Genomic DNA, 19,855 nt, shown 5'->3' with positions numbered 1-19,855 from the left:
CAAGGAGAAGTCCATGTCCCAGGACGAAAACCACGACGGACGCGTTCCCCTTACCGCCGCCCGCGCGGTCTCCGTTTTCGGCATCAGTGTTGTTGGCTTCATGACCGCCAACCTTGTACCCGTCATGATCGTTGCCCTAACCGGGGAGCTTGGCTTTTCCGATACGGGTGCAGGGTCGTTGATGACCGGATCCCTGCTTGCCTGCGCGGTGGCGTGTCTGGGCACGTCAAGGTGGGCTGCAGCCAACGGAAGATACCTGGTGGCACGGATCGGCTTGGTGCTTACTGCTGCAGGGTTCGGTGCTGCCGCCTTCATCCCCTCGGCGCCTGTTGTTGTTGCTGGCGTGCTGATCGGTGGTCTCGGTGCCGGAGGGGCCGTTTCAGCCGGAGGCGCTGCGCTGGGTGCCCTCCGCAACCCAGACCGCGCGTCCGGTATCAGTGGCTTCACCAACCGTGCCGTCGTATCAGTAGTTCTGTTCGTCATCCCGGTCCTGGGTGCCGGGATGGGCAGCGCGTTTGGCCTGCTCGCGGGCCTTGCCCTGGCCGCCCTTTTCACCACCGCCTGGCTGCCCAACCGTCCAAGCCGGCCCGTCACCGAGCGTACGGAGGTTTCCACACCAGCCAAAAGCTCAAGAACAACCACCCTGGCGGGCATCGGGCTGCTGGCCTGTTTCGCGGTGTGGGCACTTAGCGAGGACTCGCTGTGGGCCGTCGCGGCAACCATGGGTGCCGACCAGGCGCAGCTTGACGAGACAGGAATGGGACTGGTCCTGAGCCTCTCTACTCTAGGCGGTCTCATCGCGTCGGCCCTTGTAGGACTTTTCGGGCGCCGGCTGGGACGAACAGTCCCGTTGGCCGTCGCCCTGGTGGCCGGTGCCGCTCTTAAGTTCTCCTCGGGATTGGTGACTGACCCAGGGCTGTACATGGCCGTCATCGTGGCTTGGAACACCATCTACATGCTGGCGTTTATCTACATTGTGGCAACTGCTGCGGCGTTGGATGCGGCGGGGCGGTGGTCGGCGCCGGTTCTCGGCGTGTACCTTGTTGGCTCATCGTTCGCCCCGTTCTTTGGAACGCTGGTTTCCACCGCAGCGGGTTACGACGTTCTAGGTTTTGTCCTGGCGGGAATGACCCTCGTTCTGACCGTACCCCTGCTCATGATCTCCAGGATTTCCGTCGATATCGAAAAGACGGATGCCGCCTATGCGTCGCCTGACATCAATAAGGCGGCCATCGTCTGATGCCACACTCTGACAACAAGGAAAGCGCTGCTGTGCCTGCACGCACCCTCTATACCAATGCCACCGTTTTTACCGCCGACGGCGCCCCCGCTGAAGCCTTCGTCGTGGAAGGTCCGGTGTTCACGTTTGTTGGAGCCGAAGCCGATGCCCGCATGGCAGCAGGCGCCGACGCTTCGGAAGTGGACTTGGCCGGCGGTTTTGTCCTGCCCGGGTTCATCGACGCGCACACGCACCTGCTGATGATGGGCCAGGCCCTGCAGAAGGTCCAATTGCGCGACGCTGCCAGCCTCGGAGACCTGCAGCAACGGCTTCGGGAAGCAGCGGCATCAACCGATGCTCCCCGCATCCTCGGCGCAGGCTGGCTCTACAGTTCCCTTGAGGGCCTGGCGCCCACACGGCAGCTGCTGGACGAAGCAGTACCGGACCGTCCCGTCTATCTGGACGCAAACGACCTGCACTCGGTCTGGGCAAACAGCGCGGCTCTGGCCGAGCTGGGAATCGACGATGACACCCCGGACCCCATCGGCGGACGAATCGGTCGGGACCCTGAAACGGGCACGGCCGACGGCATGTTGTACGAGACCGTTGCCCAGCAGATTGTTTGGCCCACCCTCGCCAGCTACGCCACGGACGAAGACAGGGACGCCCAGCTGGAGGAAGCGTTCGCGAGCTATCTGGCCGTTGGCGTCACCGGGGCCGTGGACATGGCCGTACAGGACGACGACCTGGCAGCCTTCCGTCGCGCCATGGAACGGAGGAACGGTGCCCTCCCCATCCGAGTTAAAGGCCACCTTCTGGTAACCCGCCATGAATCAGACACGGACAATCTGGCCCAGGTCGGCAAAGCGGCCCGGCTTGCGGCCGAGCTGGACAATGAGTGGCTGCAGATCTGCGGCATCAAACTGGTGGTGGACGGCGTTATTGACAGCTGCACCGCCGCCATGCAGGAACCATACGCGGACGGCAGCAGCGCCGAGCCCATCTGGGACCGCGCTTCACTCACCCCTGTGGTGGCGGCTGCCGACGCCGCCGGACTCCAGGTCGCACTTCACGCGATCGGGGACGAAGCCTCGGATATCGCACTGGATGCTCTGGAAGGGGCATACCTCCAGAACGGTCCACGGGACCGCCGCCACCGGATCGAACACCTGGAAACTGTTACCGAGGCCAACGTCCGGCGGCTGGCGGCGCTTGGGGTCGTGGCGTCGATGCAGCCGGTCCACGCAGACCCTGCAATCCAGGACAACTGGCGCAGCGTTCTTGGCGACCACCGCTGCGAGCGGGCCTTCCCCTGGACCGAGTTCACTGAAGCAGGCGCCACCTTAGCCCTAAGCACCGACGCCCCAACAGCTCCACACCAGCCATTGCCGAACATGTATATTGCCTCAACCCGGCGTTCGGCACTGGATCCCAGACTTGACGCCAACGTCCCCAAATACGCCCTGGACCTCTCCGACGCGCTCTGCCACGCCACCCGCGACGCCGCCTTCTCCTGCCGTGCCGAAGACCGGCTGGGCAGAGTTGCTGCCGGCTACCTGGCGGACTTCGTTGTGTTGGACAGCAACCCGCTCCAGGCGGACGCCTCCGAACTCCTCAGCAACCACGCCCGGCTCACTGTAGTGGGCGGAAAGGCCGTCTGCTGCGGCCGTACCGGCACTGACGACCAAGCCGCCCGGCTACCAGGGACAAAACAGCCGGTTGACAGCAGGTAACGCTCACGGCGCCAGTGTCGCACGCCTGGGTCCGCTCGGCGCGCAGATTCTGTTCATCCACATCGCCGTTGTCGCGGCCCTAGATGATTAAGTCCTATTGGATTTAGTGGTCGTAGGCGATTAGGGAGCGTTTGCGGGGCGCGTCGATTCGCCAGTTGTGCCAGATGCCGGCTGCGAGGGCCAGGAGTCGTGCAGCGACGCGTGCTTTGACGCCTTCAAGGGTGCGCCCGCCGTGGTTTTCGAGGGTGAGTTGGCCTTTGAGGGTGTCGAAGACTGATTCGATCCATTGGCGGATGCCGCCGAGTTTGCCGAAGCGTGGCTTTTCGTCTTTGCGGTCGGGTCTGATGAGGTGGGCGCCGAGGTCGTCGGTGATGAATCGTTCGAAGTCTTTGCCGGCGAAGCCTTTGTCGCCCAGGATGACCTGGCCGGCGTGGACGAGGTGATGGTCTTTTTCCAGCAGGGCCTGAGTGACTTCGCGTTCTCCGATTTTCGGGTTTGCCAGGCCCCAGATGACCGGCATTCCTTCAGGGGTGCTGATCAGGTACAGGCGGAAGCCCCAGAAGTAGCGGGAGTGCGACGCGCAGTAGCCGTAGCCCGCGTGCCCGGCAAGGTCGGAGCGTTTGACGGTTTCCCGTGACATTCCGCAGGGCAGTGGGGTGGAATCGACCAGTCGGAGCACGTCGTGCCAGGACGGGGTGTCCTTGGCCAGGGCTGTGATGGTCGCGGAGATCAGCGTCCCGGCGGCCCGGAGGCGTTTGTTGTAGCCGGACTGTTGCGGGATGCCCGGGAACATCCCCGTCAGGTGGGTCCGGGCGTATCGGATCCATCTGGTTTCGGAGGAGTATCCGAGCAGTTGCTGTGCCACCGCCAGGCAGAGCAGCTCGGCATCGGAGAGCCCGGGCTTGCGCCCGGGCCGCCGGTCCCGGGACACGCCAAGATCAGGGAGGACACGGTCGGTGAGAAGGGCATAGAGTGTGGTCAGGAGAGTGTCTAGTTCGGGGTTCACATACCGGGTTTAACACTCTCCGCCCTACTTTAAAAGGCTCCCCACCGTCCTACGCAATAGGAATTACTCATCTAGTCTTAGTCGGCCGCTTAACTATCCCCGAGTGGGGCACAGCTGACATGCGGCAGGCTCAGCCGAGATGCCCCGCCCCTGCTCCTCGCTCAACCCGTTCCCGGGCCGCTGGGGCAGGTTCAATGGGGAGGTGCGGGCCGGAGGTACCGGAAACCACGGGTGACAACGGGTTGCCCGGGTTGGCCTGGTTGTAGGCGTCCAGCGCACTGGCCTGGCGTCCGTTGATCCAGGTGCCTTCCTCGTCGAGACCGGTGCCACCCCATGCCGTGATGATCTGGGACGGGGCGATCCCTTCAGCAAGTTCGAAGGTGTTGTTCCGGGCAATGATGCTCGATTCCACTCCAACGCCCCACGAGTATTGGTAGCGGTCTGGGTCTGTCACCTTGTAGACGTTGTTGTAGACATGGGCCTGCCCGAAGCGGACCCGCGGGGCGCGCTGTTCGAGGTCAATCAGTTCGTTGTGGTGCAGGGTGACGCGAAGCCGGCCCCGGTCCGCGGTGGCCCCGTCTCCGTTGCCCCACAGCAGCGATTTATCGTGGCCCATCATGCGGCTCCATGAAATGGTCACCAAGTCCGCCTGCCGCACGACGTCCAAGAGCCCGTCGTGCCGCAGGAACGGCTGACCGAAGTACTGGGGCTGCGAAGCATCGTCCGTGTCGCCGTCGTCCAGTGTCAGGTGGTCCAGCCAAACGTGGGTTGATCCGGACACCACCAGGTTGTCCCACTCGGTTTTCCACGTGTCGCCGTTCCATACCGGGAAACAGTCGTAGGCGTCAGAGATGTGGAGATTCCTGACGATGACGTTGTTGACCCGGTCGATGTTGATGACAAAGCCTGTGAGTTTGACGTCACCGACTCCAACGATGGTGGTGTTTGCGCCTACGTTCATTCGGATCTGGGCCCGTTGCTTGGCGCTTGAGGCCTTCCGGGCGTCTTCAATGGGCCCGGATGCCGGACCTGTCCAGTGTGCTGGATCAAATGCTGCAAGGTAGGCGTCCAACGAATAGCCGTTTACTGCGTAGTCCTGGCAGGCAATTGGAGTGCCGTCGGAATTGGTGTTGGCGTTGATGTCCTTTGTCACATAGACGATTTTGGGAGTGTCTCCTGCAATAGCCGCAGCGAGTTCGTCCCTGGTTGACACCGAGTGGACGTCCTGGGGTGCGGCGTTGGCTCCGCCGGTTGTACCGCCGTCCAGTGACGCCCATCCGTCGCCGGCTGCGAGGGTTTGTCTGCCCAGGTCGCTGACGACGGGAGCGCCGTTGGCGTTTTCGGGTGCTGGAAGTGCAGCGGTGGAACTGAGGGCCAGCGCGGTGGCCATCACGAGGGAAAACGGGAGGTACGCCATTATTGATTCTCCTGATAGTGGCTGGGTTTGCTGCTCAAGGCTGCGGTGTCAGGTTCCGGGTCCCCATCCATGGAATGGCCGCCGGCACACCCCCGGATACTCATCCCCGAACCGCCGGAGTCCAGTCGCCAAGGAACGCTTCCCTGGACATCCCTGCCGCCTCATCAACGGTGAGCTGCGGGTGGAATTCGTTGATGTGCGCACCTGGGCCGCTGTTGTTGAATTCAGCGAACCTGCCCTCGGACCAGTGGTGCCCGCTCATGTCCGCCCAGCCCTGCACCGCGATGTGGCTGCCCAGGGTGGAGTCCCTGATGACGGCCATGGGGTGGGCGTCGGGATCGCTGCTGGCAAACCAGGGCCGGCCCAGGCTGACAGTGCCCGGTGCCGCATCTGACGTCAGGTTGCTGTTCACGATCAGGAATCCGTACGGGTTGGAGTTTTTGGTGCTCGGCGCCACGATGTAGCCGTTGTTGGTGGAGCTGCCGCGGTCCAGCGAGTGGATGGTGCAGCCATCGAAAACAGCGGTGCCGCGGCCGTAAAGGAAGTCCACGTCGCCCTCGATGTAGCAGTTCTTGAGGTAGGTGCGGGCTGTGGCGTCCCGCCCGGTGGTGTCCGCCAGGTAGGTGTCCTGGTTGCCCAGGAAGCGGGTGCCGTCGAACGTGACCCTGTCGCCAACGGACCGGACCGCAAGCGCCTGGCTGGAACCCAGGGCGGCCTCGTCGTAGGAGTTTTCCACCGTCAGGTTCCGCACGGTGGTGCCGGCCGCAAAGACCGTCAGGGTGGGGCTTCCCGCCGCTCCCCAGGTGCCGCCGTAGAACTTGATGCCGTTGGCGGGGGTGTCATACGTGATAACGACGTCGGCCGGGTTGGCTGTTGCGCCCTGCAGGGTCAGGTTGGGCCTGTCTGCCCAGATATTCACCACTTCCCGGTAGACGCCGGGCTTCACGGTGATGGTGCGCGGGATGGTGCTGCCGCTGGGGATGGAACCGATGGCGGCCTGGAGGCTTCCGAAGTCACCGCTGCCATCCAGAGCCACGGTGATCTCCGTGGTGCTGTTCGGTGCATTGTTTACCCGGGGACCGGCGCCTGCGGAAACAATCTCCGGTACCCGCGCGGCGTCGTCCTTTTGGTAGGAGTAGAAACTGGCGGGATCGAAGGCCGCGCCCACGTTGTCCCTGCGGCCCCGGGTGCCGTTGAAGATGTTCCCGCTGTTCCGTACTTCCGATGCAGGGTCCTTGGCCACAATCGGGTCCTGGACTGCGCTGAAGTTGTTGGCCTCAACCACTACCTTGGCGGCGCCGCGGCTCATCATGCCGTACTGGCCGATGTCCTGCAGGTAGTTGTTGTAGACGTGCGCCGCAGCAGTGTTGTCGATGCTGAAGTTGCGTTGGGTGGTGTTGCGGATCCAGTTGTGATGGATGGTCATCTTGGTGACGGCGTTCGCGGTCCAGCCCACGCCCAGCGCCTTGTTGTTATCCGCGAAGATGTTCCAGGAATACGTGATGTAGTCCGAGTCCTTGCGCGTATCGATCAGTCCGTCGCCCACGCGCTGGAACTTCATGTGGTCCACCCAGATGTGGTGGGACGTATCGATCTGGAGGCCATCGCGGTCATTGTCCGGCTGCTTGCCGTCCCAGTCGCCGGGGATGTAGGAGTCCCGGACTGTGAAGTTCCGGAAGATCACGTTGGAGACATTAATGAGCTTGAAGCCGGCATTGACCAGTTCGGCGCCGGCGCCTGCGCCAATGATGCTCTTGTTCGCCGCCACGGGGATCTTCACGTACTGATCCGCAGTAATGGTGCCTTCCAGGAGGATCACCAGCGGCTCGGCGGCCGCGGCGTAGTCCTTCAACTCCTGGAGGGTTGTGGCGCTGACGATCCGGCCTGCCTGGCCGCCGGTGGTTCCGGCGAGGCCGTTGCCGGGCAGCGCAGCGAATCCATCAGGCGTCTGCTTCCACAGGGCCTCGGAAGTGCCGGCAGTATCGGGAGCCGCGCGCACCGCCGTCGGAAGTGCCGCCGTCGGAAGGGATGATGAACCGGCAGGTACTGCCTGGGCGGGAACAGCCGTAAGGCTTCCCAAAATAACGACGGCGGCAGCCGCACCTAAGAGACGTCGCAAACTCATGCAAAACTCCTTTGTTTTGTTTCAGCCAGGGATGGTGGAGCGATGATGCGCGGAGATTGGAGGCCTTATTTCAGGCCGGTGGTGGCGATGCCGTTGATGAGGTACTTCTGGCCGGCAATAAAGAACCCGATGATCGGAGCGATGGACACCACGGACATGGCGAACATGGGTCCCCACATGCTCTGGCCCTCGGAATCCATAAACGCCCTCAGCGCCAGCGGGACGGTGTAGAGGTCCTGGTTCTGGATGTAGAGCAGCGGGCCGAAGAATTCGTTCCAGGTGGAGATGAAGGTGAAGATCGCCGTGGTGGCCATGGCCGGCACGCACAGCGGCAGGATGACCCTCAGGAACGTGCGGAACGGGCCGCAGCCGTCAATCTGCGCGGCGTCGTCGAGTTCCTGCGGCAGGGCCTTCATGAACTGGACCATCAGGAAGATGAAGAACGCGTTGGTGGCCATGAAGTTCGGCACGATCAGCGGCAGGTAGGTATCCAGCCAGCCCAGCTGCGAGAAGATGATGTACTGCGGCACCAGGAGCACGTGCCCGGGCAGCATCAGGGTGCCCAGCATCAGCGCGAAGAACAGCTTCCGCCCGGTGAATTCCATCCGGGCAAAGGCGTAGGCGGCCAGGGCGCAGGAGAAGATGTTGCCGATGATCGAGAAGACCACCACAATCATCGAGTTGATCAGGTACACGTGGAAGGGCTGGTTGAGCGCGGTCCAGCCCTCGGCGTAGTTGCTGAAGTCCCAGTTCTCCGGCCACAGCCCCAGCTGGCGGAAGATGTCCGTACTGGGTTTGAGGGAACTGGAAACCATCCACATCAGCGGGTAGAGCATCACCAGGCCCACCAGGCACAGGATCAGGTGGCGGGAGAACCGGGTGCCGGTTGTTCCGGTGAGGGCGTCTTCCGGGTCGGACTGTTTCGACTTTTTCACCGGCGCGGGGGAGGACTTTGGGGTTCGTTCGAGGAGAGCCATTGCGGTTGCCTTAATTGTCGTAGAAGACCCAGAACTTGGATGCGATGAAGTTGATGGCGGTGAAGATCGCAATGATCATCAGCAGCAGCCAGGCCATGGCCGAGGCATACCCCATCTCGAACTCCGTGAAGCCCTTTTGGTACAGGTACAGGTTGTAGAACAGGGTGGAATCAGCCGGACCGCCGGTGCCGCCGCTCATCACGTAACCCTGCGTGAAGGTCTGGAACGAGCCGATCAGCTGCATGATGAGGTTGAAGAAGATGATGGGGCTGATCAGCGGCAGGGTGATGCTGCGGAACTGCCGCCACCTGGATGCCCCGTCAATGGAGGCGGCCTCGTAATACATGGTGGGAACCTGGCGCAGGCCGGCCAGGAAGATCACCATGGGAGACCCGAAGGTCCACACGTTCAGGACAATCAGGGTGCTCAGCGCGAACTCCGGGTCAGTGACCCAGGCCGGCCCCTGGATGCCGAACAGCCCCAGGAAGCTGTTCACGATTCCGTCATTGCCGAAGATATAGCGCCACAGCATCACGATCGCCACGCTGCCGCCCAGCAGCGAGGGCAGGTAGTACACCGACCGGTAGATGGCCAGGCCCTGCAGTCCCCTGTTCAGGATCAGGGCAACCAGCAACGCAATAGCCAGCGAGATCGGCACGGACACGAAGGTGTAGATGAACGTGACCTTCAGGGACTGCAGGAGCCGCGGATCCTCGAACATGGCCTGGAAGTTCGCCAGGCCAATGAAGTTCGGCTCGGTGAACAGGTTGTAGTCCGTAAACGCAAGGTACAGGGACGCGAAGAACGGAATGATCGTGAACAGCATGCCCAGGAACCACGGCAGCAGGAACAGGTAGCCGGAGCGCTGGTTCTTCCGCCGCGGGGTCCGGCGCACGGGCGCCTCGCCAATAGGGGAGCCCACGGCCGGCCCCCGGGCCTGTTTGGTCAGCACGGACATACGTCATGCTCCTGTCGAAGTGTTGGCTGAACGTGCGGACGCACTACTTGTTGATGGCTGCATTGCTCTTCTCGAGGAAGGTCTTGGCAGCGTCAGCGGGCGTGACCCGGCCGAATTCAACCTCAGTGGCCAGCTGCTTGAGGGTGTCCGCAACCACGCTGGCGCCCTTGGGGTAGACGTAGGCAGGGGGAAGATCGTCTTCCTGGATGTCGGCCACCATCTGCACGAACTTCGTATCGTCCGCCCCGAGCTTCGGCATGATTGCGTCCGCTACCTTGGGGTTGATGGGCACGCCTCGCTGGGTGAGCGTCTCTGCAGCGCCGTCGGCGTCATTGATCAGGAAGTTAAGGAATTTTGCCGCTTCCTTGGGGTGCTTGGACTTGGCGGCAATGGACCAGAGCATGCTGGGATCGGCGGAGTAGCCGCGGCGCTTCTCAGTGGTTTCACCCGGCATCCGCAGCAGCACCACGTTTCCGCCGGCGGCCTCGTTAAAGGCCTTGTAGTTGTTGATGGGGATGATCTGCGAGGCTATGGTGCCCTTCGCCAGGTAGGACTGTGCAGCCGAACCACCGACCTGCTCAAAGAAGCCGGCGGGCGGGTAGCCACCGGAATTGCGGAGGTCCACGCTGTACTGGAACCACTCGCGGATGGTTTCCTCGCTGATCCCGAGCTTGTTGTCCTTGGTGTAGAAATCCTCGCCCCGCTGCCGCGCAAAGAGAATGGGCCCGGTTTCGGTAGCAACGTCGTAACCGGCGCCGTAGATCTTGCCGCCGGTCTTCTGGGTCACCTCCGCGGCAAACTTGGCATAGTCGTCCCAGCTCCAGGTCTTGTCATCAGGAATGGTGACGCCGGCCTGGTCCGTAATGGTTTTGTTCACCACCATGCCGATGGTGGTCACGCCGGTAGCCAGCCCGTACAGCTTGCCATCGACCTCGCCCCGGCTCTGGATGCTCTGCGGGACGTCACCGAGCTCGATCTCCGGGAAGGACTTGAGGTCTGCCAGGGTGCCACGCTGCGCATACTCCAACAGGGACCTGTTGGCCATGTTCAGAACGTCGGGGGGATTGCCGCCGGCGAAGCGGGTGGCCAGCTTGTCCGCGTAGGGCCCGCTGTCCTGGTACTCACTCTTGATGGTGATGCCCGGGTTCTTTTTCTCGAACACCTTGATGGCGGCGTCCGTCATCTTGGCCCGGTTGGCGTCACCCCAATAGACGAAGTTGAGCTCCACGTTGCCGCCGGACGCTGCGGGCGTCCCGCCACCGCCGCAACCGCTCAGGGCCAGGCCGGCTGCGGTGATCGCCGCGCCAAGGAAAATCCTGCGGGGTATTCCGGTGCTGGTGGTCTTCTTCATTGAATGACGCCTCTCTATATGGGGTGCTTGAAACAAATCGGGGTTCTGAATTCCGGAAAGTTTCCGGAACTGGACGATTTCGGCCTGGTTGGTGGATGGCCTGCAATGACGCGGTTACGACCAAAGTGAAAGTTTGAGTAAACGATTTCTAGCACCGCGCTGCTGTGACTGTCAACACTTTTCGGATTCGACCGGCTCGAACTGGAACAGAAACTTTCTGCACTTGTTGCCGTTCATTTCTCTTCCGTCTATGCTGTCTCCATTCCCCATCACGTCGTCTATGGAAGGGAGGCACTATGGGTCACGGAACCATTGACCACACCAGACTGCTGGGCCGGCAGGACGGAAACGGGCTTCCACCGCAGAGCGCGCCCCGGCCGTATTACCACCCCGTGCGCTCGCTGGCCGGCACCGTGCTCACGGAAGCCGCGCCGGCCGACCACCTTCACCATCTGGGGCTGTCCATAGCCTTTTCGGACCTCAACGGCACCAATTTCTGGGGCGGCTCCACGTACACTGCCGCGCGTGGACCGGTGATCTTGCCCAACCATGGCCGCCAGGTGACGCAGGCCTGGACTGAGGGCAATGGCCAGGAAAGCGGCACCGTTCACTGGCAATCGGAGCACGGAAAAGTCCTGGCGGAAGAACGCCGCAGCATCGAGTGCTTCGCGCATCCCGCCCCCGGAACCTGGAGCCTCTCGCTGACATCGGTGATGATCCCGGCAGGTGATGTGGGCTCCCTGGAGGTATCGTCGTCGGCCGTTAAAGGCCGGGTTGGCGCCGGATATGGCGGGATCTTCTGGCGGTTCCCCGCGGACTTCGCCAACCCCGTCGTCTTCACCGCCGCGGGCGCCGGGCCGGAAGCGGCACATGGATCCCGGTCGTCATGGCTGGCCGTCAGCGGTTCCGTGGGCGGGGCCGCCGTCGCCGTCGTGATGGCCCAAGGCGAGCCCCTGCGCCCCTGGTTCGTCCGGACGGAAGGCTATGTTGGCGCCGGACCCGCCGTTGCCTGGTCCACAAAGGCCGTGGCAGACGCCGGCAACCCGCTGGTCCAGTCGCTCCACGCCGTCATCCACGACGGCCCCGTCACGTCAGCGGCACAGGCCCTGCAACTTCTCGAAAACCACCCCGGCATCAAACCCGACAGGACACCATGACATCGCGCAACGTCCCCGTGTACGCAAACCCGATCCTCAACGCCGACTGGCCGGACCCGGACGCCGTCCAGGTCCGCGGCGTTTACTACCTCATCGCCTCAAGTTTCAACCGGGTGCCCGGCCTGCCTGTGCTGAAATCCCGGAACCTCGTTGACTGGGAACATGCCGGCCATGCCCTGCTGCAGCTTCCGCCAAGCAGCCACTATTCGCTGGTCCGGCACGGCGGCGGTGTGTGGGCGCCGGCGTTGCGGTACCACGACGGGCGTTTCTGGATTTTCTACCCGGACCCGGATCACGGGATTTTCGTCCTCACCGCCGAGAATGCCGAGGGCCCGTGGAGCGCGCCGCACCTTCTCTACGCGGGGCGAGGACTCATTGATCCCTGCCCCCTCTGGGACGACGACGGCGAGGCCTACCTGGTGCACGGCTGGGCCAAGAGCCGGATCGGCGTCAAGAACCGCCTCACCGTCCACCGGATGAGCCCGGACGCCAGCCGCCTGCTGGATCACGGGACCCACGTCATCAACGGTGACGAACTGCCCGGCTACAGCACCCTGGAAGGCCCCAAGTTCTACAAAAGGGACGGCTGGTACTGGATCTTTGCTCCCGCCGGCGGCGTGGCTACCGGCTGGCAGTCGGTGTTCCGTTCCCGTTCGCCCTTCGGCCCCTATGAAGAGCGGCGCGTCCTGGTGCAGGGAAACACGGACGTCAACGGGCCACATCAGGGTGCCTGGGTGACCACTCCGCAGGGGGAGGACTGGTTCCTCCACTTCCAGGACCGCGGCCCGTATGGCCGCGTGGTCCACCTGCAGCCCATGGGCTGGGATGAGGACGGGTGGCCCTGGATGGGTGAAAGGAACCACGACGGCGGACCGGGAACCCCCGTGATCACCCACCCCTACCCGGCCGGTACAGTCGCAGACCAGGCCGCGCCGCCGGCCAGCGACGATTTTATGACCCCGAGGCTGGGGCCGCAGTGGCATTGGCAGGCGAATCCGCAGGACGGCTGGGCGCACCAGTGCGGAGGGGGCCACCTTGTCCTGAAGCCCAAGGCCAACGATCCAATCAACCTCCGCGAACTGCCCAACGTGCTGGGGCAAATCCTGCCGGGAACGCCCTCCACCTTCACCACCACCCTGGAACTGCAGGACGTTCCGGTGGGAACCCGGGCGGGAGTTGTGGTGCTGGGCCTTGAGTACGCGTGGCTTGGCATCATCAGGACGGCCGATGGCTATGTCCTGGGAGACGGCACCGGGGGAGACGGCCCCCAGGAACGGCAGCATGGCCGGCAACGCCAGCTGCCCGGCTCCCGGATTGAGCTGCAGATCCGCACCGATGGCACACCCCGGTCCACGTTCGCCTGGCGGTCCGGACCCGGCGAACCCTGGGAAGTGCAGGGCTGGAACTTCGAAGTGGTCAAAGGGCAGTGGATCGGCGCCGAGCTGGGCATTTTCGCCACCTCGCCACTGGGTTCGGAGGAAAGCGGCAATGTTATCGTGGGACCCGTGCGCGTGGAAACGGCAACCGTCCGCCGGGCCAACGCACCGCAACTCGCCGCCGCGCCATGAACCCAAGGACTGCCCCATTGACCGCCACCCCACGTCCCAGGATCGCTGACGTTGCGGCGGCCGCGGGTGTCTCTGTTCCTACAGTCTCCAAAGTACTCAACGGCCGGACGCACGTTTCCGAGGAAACGCGCGCCAAGGTGCAGCAGGCGCTGGATGACCTGGACTATTCCAAGCGCACCACGCCGGCTGCCCAGCCAGGGATCCTGCAACTGGTGGTCAACAACTTCGACTCGCCCTGGGTCCTGTCCGCCATGGAAGGCGTGGAGGCCGCGGCCGCCCACCACGGTTACTCCGTGGCCTACGCGCGGGCAGAACACGTCACGCTGGACCGCTGGCGGAAGCTGCGCGAACCGTCGGTCAACAGGCTGGACGGCGTCCTTCTGCTGGCGCCGCGCAGCGGTTCGCAGCTGGTCAGCATGGTGCGGTCGCTGAGGATCCCGGCCGTGGCGATCGACCCCGAGGGTACTGAAGACCTCGCCATCCCCAGCGTCAGCCCGGCGTCGTTCTCCGGTGCGCTCGCCGCAGTGGGGCACCTGCTCTCCCACGGGCACCGCAGGATCGGAATCATCACCGGACGCAAGCATAGCCCCGGGCACGGGCGCGCCCGGTATGCCGCGTACGCCGCTGCACTGCACGACGCCGGCCTGCCCGTTCTGCCGGAACTGGTCCGGGACGGGGACTTCAGCATCGAATCCGGAATGCAGCTGGGCGCCGATCTCCTGGACCTGCCGCAACGGCCCACCGCCATCTTCACGGGCAGCGACCTGCAGGCCATCGGCGTGATGAACGCTGCGGCGCAGCGCAACCTGCGGGTCCCGGAGGATCTCAGCATTGTGGGATTTGACGATATTCCGCAGGCCGCCCGGACATCCCCGCCGCTGACCACCGTCCGCCAGCCGCTGGCACGGATGGCGACCATGGCCGTGGGGATGCTGACGGAACGGCAGGGAGTTCCGGCCACCGCCGCTCCCACTGCACTGGAAGTGGCCACCGAACTGGTGATCAGGAAGTCGACTGCTCCCACCCCCGCCTGACTGCTGCCGGCGACTGCCGGCAGCCTACCAAGGAGCCCCTTAGTGACAGAACGCAGGAATGCCCTAGTTGTCCGGGGCGGCTGGGAAGGTCACCAGCCAGTGGAGGCAACGGAGCTCTTCACTCCCTTCCTCAAGGCCAACGGGTACAACGTCCGAGTGGAGGACTCGCCGAAGGTTTACGCTGACGCCGGGTCCATGGCCGGCGTCGATCTCATCATGCAGTGCATGACCATGAGCAGCATCGAAAAGGACGATCTCGCCGGGCTGCGCGCTGCCGTGGAGAACGGCGCGGGGCTGGCCGGCTGGCACGGCGGGATCGCCGATTCCTACCGGAACAGCTCGGACTACCTCCACCTGATCGGCGGCCAGTTCGCCTGCCATCCCGGCAAGCATCCGGACGAACGGGTTGGCAGTCCATCAGACAACTTTGTGCCGTACACGGTGAACATGCTGCCCGCGGCCGCGGATCATCCCATTACCCAGGGCATCGCTGACTTTGAGCTGGTGACCGAGCAGTACTGGGTCCTCTCTGACGACTACATTGACGTCCTGGCCACCACAACCCAGAAGGTCCGCGACGGGGACCCCTGGAACCGCGAAGTCACCTCGCCGGCCATCTGGACCCGCCAGTGGGGGAAGGGCAGCATCTTCGTCGCCACCCCCGGCCACAGCGTCGAAATCCTCCAGGACACCAATGTCCGCACCATCATTGAAAGGGGCCTGCTGTGGGCGAGCCGCTGAAAGTGGGGATCGTTGGCTGCGGAGCCATCATCGCCCAGTACCTCGCCAGCTTCCGTAAGCTCGAGGGCCTCCAACTCGTGGCTGTGGCGGATCTGGACCCCGCGCGTGCACGGGCCGTAGCGGAGGAGTATGAAGGAGTGCGGGCCGTTTCCGTGGACGAACTGCTGGGGGCGGACGACGTCGAACTCGTCCTGAACCTGACCATCCCGGCGGCGCACGCCGACGTGGCGTTGAAGGCAATCGCCGCGGGCAAAAGCGTGTACGGCGAGAAGCCCCTCGCCGTAACACTTGCGGAGGCACGCACGGTGCTGGCTGCGGCGCGCGAGGCCGGCGTCGCCGTCGGCTGCGCTCCCGATACCGTGCTCGGTACTGGCATCCAGACCGCCCGGAAGGCCATCGACGACGGGTTGATCGGCGCACCGATCTCCGCCTCCGCCACGATGGCGACGCCCGGCCACGAGCGCTGGCACCCCAACCCGGATTTCTATTACCAGCCCGGCGGCGGGCCCCTCCTGGACATGGGCCCGTACTACGTGACGGCACTGGTGACACTGCTCGGACCCGTGGTCTCGGTCATCGGTGCGGCGAGCCACACGCGCAACGAGCGGACCATCGGCTCGGGACCGCGCGAAGGTGAGACGATTCCCGTCAGCGTGGATTCGCACGTCACCGGCGTCCTGGTCCACGCCTCAGGTGCGCTGTCCACGCTTTTGATGAGCTTCGACGCCGTAAAGTCCAAGTCCCCGAACATCGAAATTCATGGCGAACACGGCTCCCTGGTGGTACCCGACCCGAACCGCTTTGACGGCGACGTCCGGCTGTTCGCCCTCGGCGCCGAGGACTGGGAAACACTTCCGGTCTCGGCCGGATACCTCGACGCCGGACGCGGCTTTGGCATCGCCGACCTTGCCGCTACTCCCCAGGGAGCGGAGCCTCGGGCGGGCGGGGCCCTGGCCTATCACGTCCTGGAGGTTATGGAGTCGCTGCTCGAATCGGCCCGCACCGGGGCTGCCGTGGGGATCAGCAGCACGGTGAACCGGCCCGCGCCGGTGGAACTTTCGCGACTGGGCACGGAGGTGCCGGCAGTCCAGGCCTAAGCGCTGGGCCCCTTTCTCGGTGTTGACGTCGTGCCGCAGCGCCCGCACGTCTGCCAAAATGCCAAAACGATTTTTCTCGTGTTTGGTCACCACGTTAAGCCCGCCCGCCACAGCCCGTCAATAACCCGCACGTAACCAATTGTGACGCTTGACACCCCTCAAGAACCGCCTTTATGGTTGGTGCCAAGTCGTTTTGGCAAAACGATTTTTCACCCCAAGCTCAGTCTCGCCACTTCCGTTCGAGAGAAAGTGAGTCGACAGCGATGTCCACTCGAAAAACCATCAACAGGTTCGCCACCATCGGCGGTATCTGCACCGCCGTCGCGCTGGTTGCCACCGGGTGCGGCGCAGGGGGCCCGGCTTCCACGGGTAGCGCCGGCACCAACACCGTCAACGTCCTGGTGGAAGCAGGCGGCCACGCGGAACTGACCGGCGTTGCCGAGCAGTGCAAGAAGGACGCCGGCGTGGACGTCAACTTCGTCGAACTGCCGTATGACGGCATGTTCAACAGGCTCTCCAGCGAGTTCTCCTCCGGCAACGTATCCTTCGACGTCGCGGCCCTGGACTCGGTCTGGCTGCCCAGCTTCAAGGACGCCCTCCAGCCCATCGACGAGATCTTTACCGACGAGGCTAAGAAGGACATATTCCCGGCCCTGGTCAAGGAAGCGAACGTGGACGGCCACTTCATTGGCCTCCCGGCCTGGACCAACGCCGAAATCATCCTGTACCGCAAGGACCTCTTCGAGGACGCCAAGAACAAGGCCGACTTCCAGGCCAAATACGGCTACGAACTGGCCGCCCCCACCACCTGGCAGCAGTACAAGGACATTTCCGAATTCTTCACCAGGGACGGCATGTACGGCACTGACGTCAAGGGCGCCGTGGAAACCGAATGGCTGGCCCACGTCCTGCAGGCCGGTTCCCCCATGGTCCTGGACGAAAACAACAACGTGGTCATCGACAACGCCGCCCACAAGGAAGCCCTGGACTTCTACGTCAGCCTGGCCAAGGACGCCCCGTCCGGCGCAGCGCAGGTGGACTGGGCTGCTGCGCAGAACCTGTTCAACCAGGGCAAGACGGCGATGACCCGCTTCTGGGCCCACGCCTACCGTCAGATCCCGGCGGATTCACCGGTGGCCGGCAAGGTGGGCACGGCCCCCATGATCGCCGGATCCGCAGGCATTGGCGGCGTTCCGGGTCCCTGGTACCTCACGGTCCCCAAGGCCACCAAGAACACCGAAGCGGCCAAGAAGTTCATCCAGTGCGCCTATGACAACAACAGCATGGGCATCGAGTCCAGCCTGGGCCTGGCGTCCCGGATCTCCGCGTTCGAAAAGTACCAGGACAAGGAAGGCTACGAGAGCTTCGGGCCGCTGATCGAAACGCTCAACGGCGAAGCCACGGCCACCCGTCCCGCCACCGAAAAGTGGCAGCAGATCGTGGACACCGTCCTGGTCCCCATGCTCCAGAAGGCCGTGGCCGGCGGTGACTCCGCCACCCTCCTCGCTGACGCCAAGAAGCAGATCGAGGACCTCCTCAAGTAAGACCTCCGCGGCCGGCAGTTGCCCGGCAGTTGCCCCCGCAGTTGCCCAGGAAGCGCTGCCGGCCGCGGATCCCAACCAGCGGAAGAGAAAACCGTGCGTATCTACGATCGCCGCTTCGCATTGTTCCTGATGGCACCAGCGGCGCTGTTCCTGGCAGTGTTTGTCGCCTTTCCCTTGTTCCGCCTCGTAGCGGACAGCTTCTTCAAGATCTCGCCGATCGCCGGCGGCCCCCGCGACTTCGTGGGCCTGGACAACTACTTCCGGGCCTTCGCGTCGGACGCGTTCATCGGTGCGGGCTGGCGGACCTTGGCCTACACCCTTGTGGTGGTCACCCTCGAATTCGCCCTGGGGCTGGGGATGGCGCTGCTGTTCACCAGCCTGGGCCGCAGTTCACAAATCTGGCGGACAGTCTTTATGTACCCGTTGATGATCGCCCCGATTGTGGCAGGCCTCCTCTGGAAGTTCCTGATGATCGATAACTTCGGCCTCATCGGAACGCTCCTGCACCAGGCCGGCATCCTCTCCAACCCCAACCAGATCGGCTGGCTTTCGGATCCGAACATCGTGCTCTTTTCGGTGGCCATCCCGGATATCTGGCTGACCACGTCGTTTATGTGCCTGGTGCTCTTCGCCGGGCTGCAGAACATCCCTGGGGACCTGATCGAGGCGGCCCGACTGGACGGTGCCCGCGCGCCGGCCCTCCTGTTCCGCATCATCCTGCCGCTGCTGCGGCCGGTGATCGCCGTGGCCCTGGTGGTCCGTGGAATCGACGCCGCCCGCGCCTTCGACACCATCCTCATCCAGACCAACGGCGGCCCGCAGTCCGCCTCGGAAACCATGAGCCTGCTGATCTACCGGACCATGATCCGCTTCGGCGATCCCGGCCTGGCCAGCGCCATGGGCACCCTCTACCTGCTGGCCATGCTCGCGGTCGCCTTCGTGGCGGTATCCACCATCTGGCGGCCAGGAAAGGACAACTGATGCGCGTCGCAGAAAGAGCAACGCACGACGCCGGAACGCCGGCCAGGGTGCCAGCGGCACCTGCCGTCCGCACGGCAACCCGGCCCCCGAAGCGCCGGGGCGTCAACCGCGAAGGCCTGGAGGCCGGCCGCCGGAGTACCCGCACGCTGCTGTGGATCCTCCTGGCAGTTGCCATGGTGCTGTACGGCTTCCCGTTCCTGTACCTGCTGTTCACGTCCTTCAAGACGCCGATCGACACCATCGCGGTGCCGCCCACCATCCTGCCCAGGGAGTGGACGCTGGAGAACTACACCAACGCACTGGGCCGCGACGGCGTCGTCGCCTCCTTTATCAACAGCGTCCAGACGGCGGTCATCAGCACGGTGCTGTCCCTGTTGCTGGCGGTGCCGGCGGCCTACGGCATCACCCGGTACAAGACCCTCAGCGGCCGGATCTTCATCATGGCTGCCCTGGTCACCCGCATGGTGCCGCCGGTTGTCATCGGCATTCCGCTGGCCTCCATGATGGCAACGCTTGGCCTGTCCGATACCCCCATCGCACTGTCCATCGCCCACACCACCATCTCGCTGCCGCTCTCCATCTGGCTGATGTCCAGCTTCTTCGAAGCGGTGCCGAAGGACCTGGAGGAGGCGGCGACTGTGGATGGCTGCAGCAGGCTTGGCGCCTTGTGGCGGGTGGTGATCCCGGTGGTCTCCGGCGGCATCGCCGTCACCGCGATCTTTGCCTTCCTGGCCTCCTGGAACGAGTTCCTGTTCGCACTCCTGATGACGGCGATCCGGTCCCAGACCACGCCGGTGGTCATTGCGAACTTCCAGACCCAGTTCGGCCTGGACTGGGGATCCATGACGGCGCTGGCCGCTGTGTATTCCGTCCCGGTCATCCTGCTCACGCTGCTCCTGCAGCGCAAGATCGTGGCGGGCATGACGCTCGGCGCGGTCAAGGGATAG

The 19,855-nt window shown here is 64.0% G+C and carries 16 protein-coding genes; 10 read left to right on the top strand and 6 right to left on the bottom strand.

What is annotated here, in order from left to right:
- Positions 1-13: 13 nt before the first annotated feature.
- Both ACPJW8_RS16655 and ACPJW8_RS16650 read left to right on the top strand, forming a co-directional pair.
- Complete coding sequence (locus ACPJW8_RS16655; protein ID WP_330189210.1) at positions 14-1,240, top strand: MFS transporter; 1,227 nt, start codon at positions 14-16, stop codon at positions 1,238-1,240.
- Positions 1,240-2,952 carry an amidohydrolase gene (locus ACPJW8_RS16650; RefSeq protein WP_330189211.1) on the top strand — a complete coding sequence of 571 codons (1,713 nt, stop codon included), beginning with the start codon at positions 1,240-1,242 and terminating at the stop codon, positions 2,950-2,952. The genes ACPJW8_RS16655 and ACPJW8_RS16650 overlap by 1 nt, the downstream gene beginning before the upstream one ends.
- A gap of 103 nt (positions 2,953-3,055) precedes the next feature.
- Here ACPJW8_RS16650 and ACPJW8_RS16645 read toward each other — a convergent pair whose 3' ends face one another.
- The 6 genes from ACPJW8_RS16645 to ACPJW8_RS16620 form a co-directional block, all read right to left on the bottom strand.
- Positions 3,056-3,958 (bottom strand): IS982 family transposase, encoded by a 903-nt coding sequence (locus tag ACPJW8_RS16645; protein WP_330187466.1) that lies wholly within the window; start codon positions 3,956-3,958, stop codon positions 3,056-3,058.
- A 130-nt stretch (positions 3,959-4,088) separates the two neighbouring features.
- Positions 4,089-5,375 (bottom strand): pectate lyase, encoded by a 1,287-nt coding sequence (locus tag ACPJW8_RS16640; protein ID WP_330189212.1) that lies wholly within the window; start codon positions 5,373-5,375, stop codon positions 4,089-4,091.
- Positions 5,376-5,475: 100 nt separating this feature from the next.
- Complete coding sequence (locus ACPJW8_RS16635) at positions 5,476-7,500, bottom strand: pectinesterase family protein (RefSeq protein ID WP_330189213.1); 2,025 nt, start codon at positions 7,498-7,500, stop codon at positions 5,476-5,478.
- A 65-nt stretch (positions 7,501-7,565) separates the two neighbouring features.
- Positions 7,566-8,477, bottom strand: coding sequence for a carbohydrate ABC transporter permease (locus ACPJW8_RS16630; RefSeq protein ID WP_330189214.1), 912 nt, complete (start codon positions 8,475-8,477; stop codon positions 7,566-7,568).
- A 10-nt stretch (positions 8,478-8,487) separates the two neighbouring features.
- Positions 8,488-9,435, bottom strand: coding sequence for a sugar ABC transporter permease (locus tag ACPJW8_RS16625; RefSeq protein ID WP_330189215.1), 948 nt, complete (start codon positions 9,433-9,435; stop codon positions 8,488-8,490).
- 43 nt (positions 9,436-9,478) lie between these two features.
- On the bottom strand, positions 9,479-10,786 hold the full coding sequence (locus ACPJW8_RS16620) for an ABC transporter substrate-binding protein (protein WP_330189216.1): 1,308 nt from the start codon (positions 10,784-10,786) through the stop codon (positions 9,479-9,481).
- A 296-nt stretch (positions 10,787-11,082) separates the two neighbouring features.
- On the opposite strand from ACPJW8_RS16620, the gene ACPJW8_RS16615 reads away from it, so the two are divergent.
- The 8 genes from ACPJW8_RS16615 (at position 11,083) to ACPJW8_RS16580 (ending at position 19,855) form a co-directional block, all read left to right on the top strand.
- Positions 11,083-11,943 carry a PmoA family protein gene (locus ACPJW8_RS16615; RefSeq protein ID WP_330189217.1) on the top strand — a complete coding sequence of 287 codons (861 nt, stop codon included), beginning with the start codon at positions 11,083-11,085 and terminating at the stop codon, positions 11,941-11,943.
- Positions 11,940-13,511 carry a glycoside hydrolase family 43 protein gene (locus tag ACPJW8_RS16610; RefSeq protein ID WP_330189218.1) on the top strand — a complete coding sequence of 524 codons (1,572 nt, stop codon included), beginning with the start codon at positions 11,940-11,942 and terminating at the stop codon, positions 13,509-13,511. Before ACPJW8_RS16615 ends, ACPJW8_RS16610 begins: the two co-directional genes overlap by 4 nt.
- Before the next feature lie 17 nt (positions 13,512-13,528).
- Positions 13,529-14,545, top strand: a complete 1,017-nt coding sequence (locus ACPJW8_RS16605; RefSeq protein ID WP_330189219.1) for a LacI family DNA-binding transcriptional regulator — start codon at positions 13,529-13,531, stop codon at positions 14,543-14,545.
- A gap of 42 nt (positions 14,546-14,587) precedes the next feature.
- Complete coding sequence (locus tag ACPJW8_RS16600; protein WP_330189220.1) at positions 14,588-15,286, top strand: ThuA domain-containing protein; 699 nt, start codon at positions 14,588-14,590, stop codon at positions 15,284-15,286.
- Entirely contained in the window at positions 15,271-16,383 is a 1,113-nt protein-coding gene (locus tag ACPJW8_RS16595; protein ID WP_330189221.1) for a Gfo/Idh/MocA family oxidoreductase, read from the top strand. Before ACPJW8_RS16600 ends, ACPJW8_RS16595 begins: the two co-directional genes overlap by 16 nt.
- Before the next feature lie 263 nt (positions 16,384-16,646).
- Entirely contained in the window at positions 16,647-17,927 is a 1,281-nt protein-coding gene (locus ACPJW8_RS16590) for a sugar ABC transporter substrate-binding protein (protein WP_330192639.1), read from the top strand.
- Between the two features lie 93 nt (positions 17,928-18,020).
- Positions 18,021-18,908: a sugar ABC transporter permease gene (locus ACPJW8_RS16585; protein ID WP_330189223.1), complete on the top strand. Its 888-nt coding sequence runs from the start codon at positions 18,021-18,023 to the stop codon at positions 18,906-18,908.
- The gene (locus ACPJW8_RS16580) at positions 18,908-19,855 is read left to right on the top strand and encodes a carbohydrate ABC transporter permease (protein ID WP_330189224.1); all 948 of its coding nucleotides are present in this window, start codon (positions 18,908-18,910) and stop codon (positions 19,853-19,855) included. Before ACPJW8_RS16585 ends, ACPJW8_RS16580 begins: the two co-directional genes overlap by 1 nt.

It is taken from the genome of Pseudarthrobacter sp. J47, assembly GCF_049810315.1.
GTDB lineage: Bacteria > Actinomycetota > Actinomycetes > Actinomycetales > Micrococcaceae > Arthrobacter.
The sequence above is the reverse complement of the archived record's forward strand: the minus strand, read 5'-3'. Positions and strand labels throughout refer to the sequence as shown.

Bases quoted from the DNA above. Each gene is read 5' to 3' on its own strand.
- ACPJW8_RS16655 (WP_330189210.1), top strand. From the start codon at position 14: ATGTCCCAGGACGAAAACCACGACGGACGCGTTCCCCTTACCGCCGCC.
- ACPJW8_RS16650 (WP_330189211.1), top strand. From the start codon at position 1,240: ATGCCACACTCTGACAACAAGGAAAGCGCTGCTGTGCCTGCACGCACC.
- ACPJW8_RS16640 (WP_330189212.1), bottom strand. From the start codon at position 5,375: ATGGCGTACCTCCCGTTTTCCCTCGTGATGGCCACCGCGCTGGCCCTC.
- ACPJW8_RS16635 (WP_330189213.1), bottom strand. From the start codon at position 7,500: ATGAGTTTGCGACGTCTCTTAGGTGCGGCTGCCGCCGTCGTTATTTTG.
- ACPJW8_RS16630 (WP_330189214.1), bottom strand. From the start codon at position 8,477: ATGGCTCTCCTCGAACGAACCCCAAAGTCCTCCCCCGCGCCGGTGAAA.
- ACPJW8_RS16625 (WP_330189215.1), bottom strand. From the start codon at position 9,435: ATGTCCGTGCTGACCAAACAGGCCCGGGGGCCGGCCGTGGGCTCCCCT.
- ACPJW8_RS16620 (WP_330189216.1), bottom strand. From the start codon at position 10,786: ATGAAGAAGACCACCAGCACCGGAATACCCCGCAGGATTTTCCTTGGC.
- ACPJW8_RS16615 (WP_330189217.1), top strand. From the start codon at position 11,083: ATGGGTCACGGAACCATTGACCACACCAGACTGCTGGGCCGGCAGGAC.
- ACPJW8_RS16610 (WP_330189218.1), top strand. From the start codon at position 11,940: ATGACATCGCGCAACGTCCCCGTGTACGCAAACCCGATCCTCAACGCC.
- ACPJW8_RS16590 (WP_330192639.1), top strand. From the start codon at position 16,647: ATGTCCACTCGAAAAACCATCAACAGGTTCGCCACCATCGGCGGTATC.
- ACPJW8_RS16580 (WP_330189224.1), top strand. From the start codon at position 18,908: ATGCGCGTCGCAGAAAGAGCAACGCACGACGCCGGAACGCCGGCCAGG.